Genomic DNA, 12,641 nt, shown 5'->3' with positions numbered 1-12,641 from the left:
CTCTAGGGCCCGCGGGCCTCAGCCCACGGCGAGCTGGGCGCGGGTCGGCACGAACGGGTCCAGCCGCAGCCGCATCCCCGCCTCGGCGGGGGTGCGGTTCGCCTTCCGGCCGTTGCACGGGCTGCACGCCGCGACCGTGTTCAGCCAGGTCCAGCCGCCACCGCGACTCTGGGGGAGCAGGTGGTCGATGGTGGTGGCGTACGCCCCGCAGTAGGCGCACCGGTGACGGTCCCGCTTGAGCACATTGGTCCGTGAATACGCCGCGGGCCGGTACATCCACTTCGCGGCGACGTAGCGGACCAGCCGGATCACCCGGGGCCACGGGTGCGGTCCGATCATCCGGTCCTCGTGCGCCTCCTCGACGGTGGCGACCTCTCGGAACAGCATCCGCACGGCGTGCTGGAAGGTGACCGTGCCGAGCGGCTCGTAGGAGGCGTTGAGCAGCATCACGGTGGTCATGGCCGCCGATACCTCCTTCCGTCTCCGCTCGCGTGCATCCGCCAGGTCGTACGGCGCCTGTCGGATGGATCGTCCAGGGTCCGTATTTCCGTTCGGCCACGAAGGCATGAAGGGCAGGAGACCTCTGCGCGAGGTCCGACCCCACGAATGTACGTCGGTCGGTGCACCCGGCTCCACCGCTTTCCCGAGCTCCCTCAGCCGGTGAGGTACGGCGCGAGCTCCAGGGCGAGGTGCAGCCGGAGGCGGTCCGGTCCCCGGCCGAGGTCGTAGCCGGTGGCCTGCTCGACCTGCGCGATCCGGTGGTAGACGGTCTGGCGGTGCACGGCGAGCCGGGCCGCCGTACGGCCGACGCTGCCGGCCTCGTCGAGCCAGGTCCGCACGGTGCCGAGCAGGTCGGGCGCCGCGCCGGAAAGGAACGCGCGGACCGGCGGGGCGATGACGGCCGACTCGAGGTCGTCGTCGCGGGTGACGCCGAGCAGGGCCAGCGGGCCCAGGGACTCCCAGCGCACGACGGTGCCGGGCGCGGCGGTCCGGGCCACGCGCAGCGCGACCCGGGCGCCGCGGTGGGCGGCGGCGAGGGCGTCGATGCCCGGGACGGTGGGGCCGGTGGCGGCCCGGGTGACCCGGTCCAGGCTGTCGACCCGGCGGCCCAGGCCCAGGGCGCCGAGGAGGTCGGTGAGGCCGTCGGTCGCGCCGACGAGACCGGCGCGGACCACGGCCCCGGCGACGCCCGGACCGGACCGGACCCAGACCACGCCGGCGCGGGAGGGCCGGCTCGCGACCTGGTCGAGCAGCTCCGGGCGCTCGAGCAGCACGCAGGTGACCGGCTCCTGCAGGTCGAGACCGCCGGCCAGGGCCAGGTCGACCGCCGACTCCCGAGCGGCCAGGCGACCGCCCTCGACCAGCTCGCGGAAGAGGGCATCCCGGTGGCCCTGGCGGCGCTCGGCGACATTGAGCAGCCCGGCCGCGGACTCGGCGATCCGCACCGCCTCGGGCCAGGTGGAGACGGGGATCCGGCCGTCGGGGTCGATCAGCCAGAAGTACCCGTGCACGCGGTCCAGGTGCCGCGCCGGGACGCACAGCCGGGCGACGATCCCGAGGTCGGGGTCGGCCGGGGTACGCAACGGTCCGGGGGAGTCCTCGATGCCCTGGCCCCGGAACCAGGCTCGGACGTCGTCGCTCGACCGGCGCTGCAGGATCGAGCGCTGCCGGATCGAGTCCACGACGTCGTCGCCGCGGTGGTCGGAGAAGCCGATGAGGCGGAAGTCCGGGTCCTCGAGCGTGCACGGCGCGTCGGTCAGCCGGGCCATGTCCTCCACGAGGTCGTCGAGCGAGCTCACTGGACAAGTGTCACACGCTGGTGGGTCAAAGAAGTGACAGACGTCCGTTTCGTGTGACCCGGCGCGCTCCTAGCGTGGAAGCATGCTCGACCAGGCCCTGAGTCACACCCTGAACCGCGCCTCCCGCAGCGCTCGCGCCCGGCGCGCGGTGGAGTCCTTCCCGCCCACCCGCAAGGTCGTCGACCGCTTCGTGCCCGGCGAGACCACCGCCGACGCGGTCGCCGCCGCCCGCCGGCTGGTCGCCACCGGTCGCGTGGTGAGCATCGACGTGCTCGGCGAGGACGTGCGCGACCTCGCCGGCGCCCGGGCCATGCGCGACGCCTATCTCGCCCTGGTCTCCGCGCTCGCCGAGGCGGGCTGTGCCGCCGGGGCCGACCTCTCGCTCAAGCTGTCCGCGATGGGCCAGGCCCTGCCCGGCGGTACGACGATCGCCACCGACCACGCCGCCGAGGTCGCCGACGCGGCCGCGGCGCTCGGCTGCACGGTCACCCTCGACATGGAGGACCACACGACCGTCGACTCGACGCTCGCGATCGGCGGTGCGCTGCGGGCGACGTACCCGTTCGTGGGGAACGTGCTGCAGACCAACCTGCGCCGGACGCCGGGCGACATCGCGGACCTCGACGGCACCGGCGCCAGGATCCGGCTGGTCAAGGGCGCCTACCGCGAGCCCGCGTCGGTCGCCCTTCAGCGCAAGGCCGAGGTCGACCACGCCTACGAGCGCGCGATCGACGCGTTGATGGCCGCCGAGTGCTACCCGATGATCGCCACCCACGACCCCGCGATGCTCGACCGCGCGGTGGCTGCGGCGGTGGGTGCGGGTCGGGGTGCGGACCGGTGGGAGGCGCAGATGCTGTACGGCGTGCGCCCCGAGCTCGAGCAGCGGATGGTCGACGACGGGGTACGGATGCGCGTCTACCTCCCGTTCGGCACCGACTGGTACGGGTACTTCATGCGGCGTCTCGCCGAGCGCCCCGCCAACGTCGCCTTCTTCCTGCGCGCCCTCGCGCACCGCTGACCCGCTTCGCTGACCGCACCGCCCCCACCGAGAGGACCTGACATGGACGCCATCACCACCCCGCCGGCTCCCGTCAACGAGCCCAACCTGACCTATGCGCCGGGCAGTGCCGAGCGCGAGGCGCTCGTCGCGCAGCTCGACGCGCTGGGCGGCACCACGCGCCAGCTCGACGCCCACATCGGCGGCGAACGGGTGCCCGGGGGCGGCGAGGAGATCGCCGTCGTCCAGCCGCACGCCCACCAGAAGGTGCTCGGCGTGCTGCGCAACAGCACCGCCGACGACGCGAAGTCCGCGATCGCCGCCGCCCGGGAGGCGGCTCCCGGCTGGCGGGCGCTGCCGTTCGACGAGCGCGCCGCGGTGATCCTGCGTGCCGCGGAGCTGCTGGCGGGCCCGTGGCGGCAGCGGCTCAACGCCGCGACCGTGCTGGGGCAGTCGAAGACGTCCTTCCAGGCCGAGATCGACGCGGCGTGCGAGCTGATCGACTTCTGGCGGTTCAACGTCCACTTCGCCCGCCAGATCCTCGCCGAGCAGCCGATCCGGAATGCTCCCGGGGTCTGGAACCGCACCGACCACCGCCCGCTCGAGGGCTTCGTCTACGCGATCACGCCCTTCAACTTCACCGCCATCGCCGGCAACCTGCCGACCGCGCCGGCATTGATGGGCAACACCGTCATCTGGAAGCCGTCGCCCACCCAGCAGCTCGCCGCGTCGCTGACCATGGAGCTGCTCGAGGAGGCCGGGATGCCGCCGGGCGTGATCAACATGCTCCCCGGCGACGGGCTCGCCGTGTCCGAGGTCGCGCTCGCGCACCCCGACCTCGCCGGCATCCACTTCACCGGCTCCACCGCTACCTTCCAGAGGCTGTGGGCGACCGTGGGAGCCAACCTGCCGTCGTACCGGACCTATCCGCGGCTGGTGGGGGAGACCGGCGGCAAGGACTTCGTGATCGCCCACCCGTCGGCCGACCCCGACGTACTGCGCACGGCGCTGATCCGCGGCGCCTTCGAGTACTCCGGCCAGAAGTGCTCGGCCGCGTCGCGGGCCTACGTCCCCGCGTCGCTGTGGGCCCGGATGGGCGCCGACCTCGCCGCCCAGACCGACGCGCTGCCCGTCGGCGACCCGACCGACTTCGCGAACTTCACCGGCGCGGTGATCGACGCGCGGGCCTTCGCCAAGCACCAGGCGGCCCTCGAGCGCGCCGCCGCCACCCCGGGCCTCTCCGTCATCGCGGGCGGGACCGCCGACGACAGCGTCGGCTGGTTCGTGCGTCCCACCGTCGTCGTCGCCGACGACCCTTCCGACGAGATGTTCTCGACCGAGTACTTCGGCCCGATCCTCGTGGTCCACGTGTACGACGACAGCCGGCCCGGCGCCTTCGAGGACGTCGTACGACAGGCGGAGTCGGCGGCTCCCTACGCGCTGACCGGCTCGATCCTGGCCGCGGACCGGTCCGCGATCGACTGGGCGAGCAACGAGCTGCGCTTCGCGGCCGGCAACTTCTACGTCAACGACAAGCCCACCGGCGCCGTCGTCGGCCAGCAGCCCTTCGGTGGCGGCCGGGCCTCGGGCACCAACGACAAGGCCGGCTCGGCGCTGAACCTGCTGCGCTGGACCTCGCCCCGCTCGATCAAGGAGACCCTCGTCCCTCCCACCGACCACGCCTACCCCCACATGCGCTGACCCGGCAGAAACTGGCTCTTGTATTGCGCTGACCCGGCAGAAAGTGGCTCGTGTTTCCCGCCGACCCGGCAGAAAGTGGCTTTGCGTGGCGCCAGTTTCTGCCGGGTCGGCGTTGATCCGGGGCCAGTTTCTGCCGGGTCGGCGCGAATCCGGGGCTACTTTCTGCCGGGTCGGCGGGTGACGGGGAGCAGCAGGGCCGGGATGAGGGCGAGGACGGCGATCGCGAGCGGCCAGCGGAAGGCGGCGGCGAAGGCGTCGGCCGGTACGCCGGCGGCGAGCTGGTGCTGCAGGACGGTGGCGAAGACCGCGGTCGCGACCACACCGCCGGTGCGCTGGGCGATGCTCATGGTCGTGGTGGCGCGGGGGATCGCGGCATGGTCGAGCGCCGCGTACGCCGCCGCACTGGTCGGGGCGAAGATGCAGCCCGCGCCGAGCCCGATCGCGAATAGCGCGACGCCGAGGTAGACCTGCCCGGGTGCGCTCCCGACGGCCGTGTAGCCGAGGAAGCCGAGCGCGAGCAGCCCCACGCCGACCAGGACGACGGCCCGCCCCCGACCGCGGTCGACGAGCCGGCCGGTCAGCGCCATCGCGAGGGCGGCGCCGACGCCCTGCGGGACCAGCAGCAGCCCGGTGGTCAGCTCCGACTCGCCGCGCGCGAGCAGGTGGTAGAGCGGGAGCAGGAAGCCCGCGCCGGTGAGGACGCCGACGGCGAGGAACTGCACGGCGGTGGCGGTCGCGAAGCCGCGGGTCGCGAAGTGGCGCAGCTCGACGAGCGGCCGGTCGACCCGCAGCGCGTGCCCGACGAAGGCGACCAGCAGCAGCGTGCCGCCGCCGATCCCGCCGACGACGGCGGTGCGTGAGGACGAGGACGAGGCGAGCGAGGTGACGCCGTACGCCAGCGCGACCAGGCCGGGGGAGAGCAGGGCCAGGCCGAGGAGGTCGAGTCGTTCGCGACCGGCCCCAGGGGATGCGGCGAGCGCGCGGACCGACCAGGCCAGGCAGGCCAGGCCGACCGGGATGTTGACCAGGAAGATCCAGCGCCAGTCGACGCTGTCGATCAGGACGCCGCCCAGCACCGGGCCGAGGATCGGGCCGAGCATCATCGGGATGCCGACGACCGCCATCGCCCGGCCCATCCGCCGCGGGCCGACGGCGCGGGCGACCATGGCGATGCCGACCGGGCTGACCAGGCCGGCGCCCGCGCCCTGGAGCACCCGGAAGCCGATGAGGGAGGACGCGGACCACGCAGCGCCGCACAGCAGCGAGCCGAGGGTGAACACGCCGACGGCGAGCAGCCAGACCCGGCGGGCGCCGTAGCGGTCCATCGCCCAGCCGGCGAGCGGGATGGTGGCGGTGAAGGCCAGCAGGTAGCCGGTCATCACCCACTGGATCGTGGTCAGCGAGACGGTGAACTCCGCGGCGAGGCGGTCGGTGGCGACGCTGACGATGGTCGCGTCGAGGACGGTGGTGATCATGCCGAGGACGACGACGGCGATGACGGTGCGGGCGGTCCGGTCGAGCGGCTCCGCCTCGGGGACGGCGGTCTGGGTCATGGCGGGCTCTTTTCTTGGTGTGAGCAAAATTTTATAGCGACTCTAAATTTGGAGTGAGCCGAAGTCAAGCTAGGCTGCCGCCATGGCCGAACTGGGACTGCGCGAGCGCAAGAAGCAGGAGACGCGACAGCGGATCACCGACGCCGCGATCGAGCTGTTCGCCGAGCGCGGCTTCGAGCAGGTCCCGGTCGCCGACATCGCCGCCGCGGCGGATGTCTCGACCGCCACGGTCTTCAACTACTTCCCGGCCAAGGAGGACCTGATCTACGACGGGATGGCCGCGTTCCACGAGCACCTGCTCGCGGCGGTCCGGGACCGGCCCGCCGGCCAGCGGGTGATCAGCGCCTTCCGCGACTACGTCGTCCAGCCGCGCGGCGTGCTCGCCGACCCGGCGTCCCCGGTCCTGGCCGGCCTGTCCCGAATCGCCCGGATCGTCCAGGACAGTCCCAGCCTCCAGGCCCGCGAGCGACTGGAGGCCGACCGCGCGACCGCCGCCCTCCACGACCTGCTCGTCGCCGAGCTCGGCGACGACCTGCGCGACGACCTCCGCGCCTGGACGGTCGCCTCCGCCCTCGTCGGCACCACCCGCGGGATGACCCGCGAGGTGCAGCGGGCCGCCGCCGAGGGCCGCGTCGACGCGCGACTGGCGAAGCGGCTGCTGGCGGCCGCGGCCGGGGCGATCGACGTCGTCGAAGCGGGCCTGGCCGGCACCTGACGGGCGTACGCTCCTGTCGTGGCGAGTGCCGTGACCCAGGAGGTCCGCTTCTGCCGCGCCGACGACGGCGTGCGGATCGCCTGGGCGCGCCACGGCTCCGGCCCGCCGCTGCTCATCGTCTCGTGCTGGCTCAGCCACCTCCAGCACGACTGGCACAGCCCGGTCTGGCGGCACTTCCTCGACGACCTCGGCGAGCTCGCCACCGTGGTGCGCTACGACGAGCGCGGGTTCGGGCTCTCGGAGTGGGAGGTCCGCGACTTCTCCCTGGAGCGCCGGCTGGCCGACCTCGAGACGCTGGTCGAGGCGGCAGGCCTCGAGAGGTTCGCGGTGCTGGGGATGTCCGGCGGCGCCCCCGTCGCGATCGCCTACGCGCACGCCCACCCGGAGCGGGTCAGCCGGTTGGTCCTGTACGGCGCCATGGCCGGCGGGGGCCTCGAGCAGGAGGACGAGGCCGCGGAGCAGGCATTCCTGGCCATGATCCGGGCCGGCTGGGCCCGGCCGGACCCGCTGTTCCGCCGGGTCTTCACCCACGCCTTCATCCCCGACGCCACCGAACAGCAGATGACCTGGATGGACGAGCTGCAGCGCACGTCGACCAACACCGAGAACGCCGTCTGCAGCCGGGTCGCCCGGCACGCCGTCGACGTGCGGGAGCTGCTGCCCGCGCTCGCCGCCCCCACGCTGGTCCTGCACGCGGAGGGCGACCGGGTGGCGCCCGGGTGGGGACCGCGGTTGGCCACCGCCATCCCCGACGCCCGGCTGGTGCTGCTCGACTCGCGCAACCACGTGCTGCTCGCCGACGAGCCGGCGTGGCAGGTGTTCCGCGCCGAGCTGGCGGGCTTCCTCGCCGCCGACCGGGCCGTCGTACCGGTCGGCCAGCTGTCCGCGCGGGAGCGCGAGCTGCTCCTGCTCGCCGCCGAGGGGCTCGACAACGCCGCCATCGCCGAGCGGCTGACGCTCAGCGTGCGCACCGTCGAGCGGCACTTCCAGAACGTCTATCTCAAACTCGGCCTCTCGGGACGGACCGCCCGCGCCGCCGCGGTGTGCCGGGTGCTCGGGATCGACCCGCGTCCCTGACGCGCCGACGCGTACGCGCCGGGCGCGGCCGGGGCCCGTGGTTGCGCGTCGGCACCGATGCCCGCAGGTACGCCGGATTCCTAGCGTCGTACTCCCGACGAGAGGAGACGACGATGTCGAACAAGGCAGTGGTCAGCCTGGCCACCGGGATGGAGGACCCCGAGCGGGTGACGGTGGCCTTCCTGGTCGCGCTGGGCGCGGCCGAGCACGGGCGCCCGACCCTGATCTTCCTGACCAAGGAGGCGGTGCGGCTGGCCGTGCCGGGGGTCGCCACCGGCCGCGCCTGCGAGGGCTGCCCCTCCCTGCCGGAGCTGCTGGAGCGCTATCGCGCGGCGGGCGGGAGCTACCTGGTCTGCCCCCTGTGCTTCAACGCCAAGGCGTTGGACCCGGGGCAGCTGATCGAGGGCGCCGAGCTCGGCGGCACGGTTCCGATGTGGGAGTGGATCGGCGAGGAGGGCGCGACCTCGTTCAGCTACTGACCCGGCTCGGCCAGGCTCAGGCCCAGACCGGCCCGGGGCGCCCGCCGTCGACGGTGATCACCGCACCATTGGCCGCCCGGCCGCGCGGGGATGCCAGGAAGGTGACCACGTCGGCCACCTCGGCGGCGGTGATCGGACGACCGAGCGCGTTCGTCGAGGCCACGGCGGCGTACTCCGGGTCGCCGTCGGTGCGCTCGGTCACGGTCAGCCCGGGATGCACGCAGCTCACGGAGATGCCGGCGGGCCCCAGCTCGTCGGCGAGGTTCTTGCTGAGCGCGACGACCGCGATGTTGCGCACCGAGCCGGCGATGTTGCCGGTGGAGCGGGCGTTCATCCCGCTGATGTTGACGATCGCCCCACCCTGGCGGCGCAGGTACGGCGCCGCGGCCCGCGCGACGCGGAGGTAGCCGAGCGCCTTGGTGTCGACATTGCGCAGGAAGTCGGCGTCGTCGAGCCCGGCCAGGCCGGGGGCCGCGGCGCGGGTCGCCCGCGGGGCCGCGCAGTTGACCAGTACGTCGAGGCCGCCGAGCAGCCGCGCCGCCTCGTCGACCGCGGCGACCACGGCCGCGTCGTCGGTGGTGTCGGCCGCGACGTGACCGGCCGCGCCGATCTCGGCGGCCGCCGCGGCGAGGGTGGCGGTGTCGCGCCCGAGCAGGACCACCCGCGCGCCCTCGCGCGCCAGGGCGGTCGCGGTCGCGCGGCCGATGCCGCGGTTGCCGCCGGTGACGAGGGCCGCGCTGCCGGCCAGTCCGAGGTCCATCAGGCCTCCATCTCGGGGATCGGGGTGTGCAGGGTGCGGTCGGCCAGCCAGGACGCGAGATTGCGCAGCGTCAGCTCGCGCATCGCGGCCCGGGTGACGTGGGTGCCGGAGCCCACGTGGGGGAGCAGCACCACGGTGTCGAGGGCGACCAGCTCGGCGGGCACGTTCGGCTCGTCGGCGTAGACGTCGAGTCCCGCGCCGCCCAGTCGGCCCTCCTGGAGGGCGGCGACGAGCGCGGGCTGGTCCACGACCGAGCCGCGGGCGATGTTGACCAGCACCCCGTCGGGGCCGAGCGCGTCGAGCACGGCCCGGTCGACCAGCCCGTCCGTCGCCGCGCCGCCCGGTACGACGACGACCAGGCTGTCCACGGCCGCGGCCAGCTCGACCGCGGAGGCGGCGTACGGATAGGCGACGTCGGGGACCTGGCGCCGGTTGTGATAGCTCACCTCGCAGCCCAGCGCCTCCAGCCGGGTCGCCACGGCCCGCCCGATCCGGCCCAGCCCGATGATGCCCACCCGGCTGCCGGCCACCTGCGCGGTGAGCGGGTAGGCCCCCGCCGTCCAGCGGCCCGCGCGGACGAACCGGTCGGCGGCGACCAGCTCGCGGCGGACGCCGAGCAGCAACGCGATCGCGGTCTCCGCGACCGCGTCGTCGAGCACCTCGGGGGTGTTGCTGACCGCGATCCCGCGCGCCAGCGCCACCGGAACGTCGATGTTGTCGTAGCCGACGCCGTGGTTGGCGATCACGCCCAGGTTGGGCAGCGCGTCGATGAGGTCGCTGCCGACCCGGCCGGTGTTGGTGCACACGATGCCGACCACGTCGTCGGCGCGGGCGGGGAGGTCGTCGGGGTCGACGGCGTCGTACTGCTCCCCGACGGCGTCGTTGAGCTGTGGGCTGAGCGGGGGTACGCGGAGGATCGTGGGTCGGCTCACCCGTCCAACATAGAGGCCCCGCTCAGGAGATCGGCGCCTCACCCAGGGTGACCGTGGCGGACTCGGTGCCGCCCGCGGTGGTGGTCCAGGTGACGGTGACGCGGGCACCGGCGTCGTGTCCGGCGATCGCGGCACGCAGCTCCTCGGTCGTGCCGACCGCGGTGCCGTCGACCTTCGTGACGGTGTCGCCGGCGGCGATGCCCGCGCGCGCCGCGGCGCTGCCTTCGGTCACCTCGACGACGAGGGGAGCGGTGGCCGAGGGGTCGAGCGCGACCCCGAGGTAGCCGTCGTACCCGAGCTCGACGCCGTTGCCCTCGTCGCCGGCCTCGATCTGCGCGACGACCTGCTCCACGGTGGCGATCGGGATCGCGTAGCCGGTCACCTGGCCGCTCCCGCTGGACGCGGCGACGTTCATCCCGACCACGTCGCCGTCGGCGTCCAGGACCGCGCCGCCGGAGTCGCCGGGGACGACATAGGCGTCCATTCGGATCAGGTCGGTGAGTGCGGTGCCGCCGGAGCCGTCGGTGCTCTCGACGGTGATGTCGTCGTGCAGTGCGGAGACCGTGCCGGGGGAGGCGGTCAGCGAGCCGCCGTCGCCGCCGGCGTCGCCGACCGCCGTGATCTCGTCGCCGACGGCCGCCGGGGTGTCGGACAGGTCGACCGGGGTGAGCCCGCTCGCGTCCTCGAGCTGCAGGACGGCGACGTCGGTGGTGGGGTTGGCACCGACGTACCGCGCCTCGTAGGTCCGCCCGGTGCTGACCACGGTGACCTCGATCGAGGTCGCGCCCTCGACCACGTGGTGGTTGGTGACGACCGTGCCGTCGGAGTCGAGGACCAGCCCGGTGCCGGCGCCGGTGCCGTTGGTGAGCGTCGAGGAGATCTCCACGATTCCGGTCGACTGCTCGGCCGTGGCGTCGGTCGCGGCCTGTCCGGTCGTCTCCGGGACGTACGACTGCCGCCGGACGTACGGCGTCGTGGGCACGGCCGGCTGCGTCGGGACCTCGGTCGTCGCCGCACTGGTCGTCGACGCGGGGTCGGTCGCCACCAGGTGCGAGGCGACGGCGGCGCTGCCCGCGCCGGTGGCGACGAGCAGCAGGGCGGCGGTACCGAGGGCGAAGGGGTTCCGGGTCATGCCCCGATGCTGCGCACCCTCCCTGTGCAGCCGCTGTGGCCCGGCCCAGCGGTGGGTGTCAGTCCCGTGACAGGGTCAGCCGCGCCCGGCGGCCAGCATCTCCGCGCGGGTGGCGACCTTCACCCGGGCCCGGCCCTCCGCCTCGCCCAGCGCGACCTCGTGGGCGTCCAGCCGCTCCCACGAGGTGTGCGTGACGACCTCGACCTCGCGCTCGGCGAAGTACGCGTCCACGTCCTCGGTACGCCGGGCGGTCGCGGTCGGCCGGGTCTCGGCCAGCAGGTGCCCGACGGTCTCGGCGGCATCGCTCTTGGTGTGGCCGATCAGCCCGACCGGACCGCGCTTGATCCAGCCGGTGACGTAGGTGCCTGGGATCGGGGCGCCGTCGAGGTCGAGCACCCGGCCGCCGTCGTTGGGGATCACGGCGGCCTGCTCGTCGAAGGGCAGGCCGGGCAGGGCGCTGCTGCGGTAGCCGATGGCGCGGTAGACCTGCTGGACCTCCCAGTCGGTCACCTCGCCGGTGCCCTCGACCCGGCCGTCGGCACCGGGCGAGTGGGTGCGCTCGGTGCGCAGGGTGGTGACCCGGCCGTCGGCGTCCGCGACGATCTCGACCGGCGCCTCGGCGAAGTGCAGGTGGATCCGGTGCGGCTTGCCGACCGGGTCCGCGCCGACCCAGCTGGTCAGCGTGTTGAGCACCATCTTCTGCGACTTGTGCTCGGCGATGTGGGCCATGCCGTGCTCGTCCACGTCGAATCCCTCGGGGTGCACGATCACCTCGACGTTGGGCGAGTGGTTGAGCTCGCGCAGCTCGAGCGGCGAGAACTTGGCGTACGCCGGCCCGCGGCGCGCGAAGACGTGCACGTCGGTGACGGTCTTGGCCTTCAGGCCCGCGTGGACGTGGGCGGGGATGTCGGTGACGAGCATCTCGTCGCCGGTCTTGGCCAGCACCCGCGCCACGTCGAGCGCCACGTTGCCGACGCCGAGGACCGCGACGCTGGTGGCGTCGAGCGGCCAGGTCTGCGGCACGTCGGGGTGGGCGTCGTACCACGAGACGAAGTCGGCGGCGCCGAACGAGTGCTCCTCGCCGGGGATGCCGAGGTCGCGGTCGGCCATCGCGCCGGTCGAGACGACGACCGCGTCGTAGAACTCGCGCAGGTCCTCGAGCTTGACGTCGACGCCGTACTCCACGTTGCCGAGGAAGCGGACCTCCGGCTTCGCGATCACCCGCTGCAGCGCCTTGATGATCTCCTTGATCCGCGGGTGGTCCGGCGCGACGCCGTACCGGACCAGGCCGAAGGGCGCGGGGAGCCGCTCGAGGATGTCGACGGACACGTCGGCGTCTGCCTTGGTGAGGATGTCGGCGGCGTAGATGCCGGCGGGGCCGCCGCCCACGATCGCAACACGAAGAGTCATGCTGACGAGTCTGGACGGCGGCGCCGGCTCACAGAACGAGGTTGTGGTTGGGTGCTCACAAGGTCATCTTGTGAGTGCGGTGATCC

At 73.6% G+C, this 12,641-nt stretch carries 12 protein-coding genes; 5 read left to right on the top strand and 7 right to left on the bottom strand.

Translation table 11 applies throughout. From position 1 onward, the window contains the following. Positions 1 to 18 precede the first annotated feature (18 nt). Both JOD66_RS03065 and JOD66_RS03060 read right to left on the bottom strand, forming a co-directional pair. Positions 19 to 459, bottom strand: coding sequence for an HNH endonuclease (locus JOD66_RS03065; RefSeq protein ID WP_204835468.1), 441 nt, complete (start codon positions 457 to 459; stop codon positions 19 to 21). 194 nt (positions 460 to 653) lie between these two features. Then, complete coding sequence (locus tag JOD66_RS03060; protein WP_204835467.1) at positions 654 to 1,799, bottom strand: PucR family transcriptional regulator; 1,146 nt, start codon at positions 1,797 to 1,799, stop codon at positions 654 to 656. An 82-nt stretch (positions 1,800 to 1,881) separates the two neighbouring features. On the opposite strand from JOD66_RS03060, the gene JOD66_RS03055 reads away from it, so the two are divergent. Both JOD66_RS03055 and pruA read left to right on the top strand, forming a co-directional pair. Next, positions 1,882 to 2,817 carry a proline dehydrogenase family protein gene (locus JOD66_RS03055; protein WP_204835466.1) on the top strand — a complete coding sequence of 312 codons (936 nt, stop codon included), beginning with the start codon at positions 1,882 to 1,884 and terminating at the stop codon, positions 2,815 to 2,817. A gap of 42 nt (positions 2,818 to 2,859) precedes the next feature. Further along, positions 2,860 to 4,497 carry an L-glutamate gamma-semialdehyde dehydrogenase gene (gene pruA, locus JOD66_RS03050; RefSeq protein WP_204835465.1) on the top strand — a complete coding sequence of 546 codons (1,638 nt, stop codon included), beginning with the start codon at positions 2,860 to 2,862 and terminating at the stop codon, positions 4,495 to 4,497. Positions 4,498 to 4,652: 155 nt separating this feature from the next. Here the strand turns inward: pruA and JOD66_RS03045 are convergent, their stop codons facing one another. After that, positions 4,653 to 6,050, bottom strand: coding sequence for a DHA2 family efflux MFS transporter permease subunit (locus tag JOD66_RS03045; protein ID WP_204835464.1), 1,398 nt, complete (start codon positions 6,048 to 6,050; stop codon positions 4,653 to 4,655). An 82-nt stretch (positions 6,051 to 6,132) separates the two neighbouring features. Between JOD66_RS03045 and JOD66_RS03040 the strand changes: the two genes are divergently transcribed. The 3 genes from JOD66_RS03040 (at position 6,133) to JOD66_RS03030 (ending at position 8,321) form a co-directional block, all read left to right on the top strand. Beyond that, positions 6,133 to 6,765 (top strand): TetR/AcrR family transcriptional regulator, encoded by a 633-nt coding sequence (locus JOD66_RS03040; protein WP_204835463.1) that lies wholly within the window; start codon positions 6,133 to 6,135, stop codon positions 6,763 to 6,765. A gap of 18 nt (positions 6,766 to 6,783) precedes the next feature. After that, positions 6,784 to 7,842 carry an alpha/beta fold hydrolase gene (locus JOD66_RS28075; RefSeq protein ID WP_307823264.1) on the top strand — a complete coding sequence of 353 codons (1,059 nt, stop codon included), beginning with the start codon at positions 6,784 to 6,786 and terminating at the stop codon, positions 7,840 to 7,842. Positions 7,843 to 7,955: 113 nt separating this feature from the next. Beyond that, positions 7,956 to 8,321: a DsrE family protein gene (locus JOD66_RS03030; protein WP_204835462.1), complete on the top strand. Its 366-nt coding sequence runs from the start codon at positions 7,956 to 7,958 to the stop codon at positions 8,319 to 8,321. A gap of 16 nt (positions 8,322 to 8,337) precedes the next feature. Here JOD66_RS03030 and JOD66_RS03025 read toward each other — a convergent pair whose 3' ends face one another. The 4 genes from JOD66_RS03025 to JOD66_RS03010 all read right to left on the bottom strand — a co-directional run bounded on the left by JOD66_RS03025 (position 8,338) and on the right by JOD66_RS03010 (position 12,555). Beyond that, positions 8,338 to 9,081, bottom strand: coding sequence for an SDR family NAD(P)-dependent oxidoreductase (locus tag JOD66_RS03025; protein ID WP_204835461.1), 744 nt, complete (start codon positions 9,079 to 9,081; stop codon positions 8,338 to 8,340). Then, positions 9,081 to 10,013 carry a 2-hydroxyacid dehydrogenase gene (locus JOD66_RS03020; protein WP_204835460.1) on the bottom strand — a complete coding sequence of 311 codons (933 nt, stop codon included), beginning with the start codon at positions 10,011 to 10,013 and terminating at the stop codon, positions 9,081 to 9,083. Before JOD66_RS03020 ends, JOD66_RS03025 begins: the two co-directional genes overlap by 1 nt. 22 nt (positions 10,014 to 10,035) lie before the next feature. Further along, positions 10,036 to 11,145: a S1C family serine protease gene (locus JOD66_RS03015; RefSeq protein WP_204835459.1), complete on the bottom strand. Its 1,110-nt coding sequence runs from the start codon at positions 11,143 to 11,145 to the stop codon at positions 10,036 to 10,038. Between the two features lie 75 nt (positions 11,146 to 11,220). Next, positions 11,221 to 12,555 (bottom strand): FAD-dependent oxidoreductase, encoded by a 1,335-nt coding sequence (locus tag JOD66_RS03010; RefSeq protein ID WP_204835458.1) that lies wholly within the window; start codon positions 12,553 to 12,555, stop codon positions 11,221 to 11,223. Between the last annotated feature and the right edge of the window lie 86 nt (positions 12,556 to 12,641).

The sequence above is a fragment of the Nocardioides nitrophenolicus genome (genome assembly GCF_016907515.1).
Taxonomy (GTDB): domain Bacteria; phylum Actinomycetota; class Actinomycetes; order Propionibacteriales; family Nocardioidaceae; genus Nocardioides; species Nocardioides nitrophenolicus.
The sequence above is the reverse complement of the archived record's forward strand: the minus strand, read 5'-3'. Positions and strand labels throughout refer to the sequence as shown.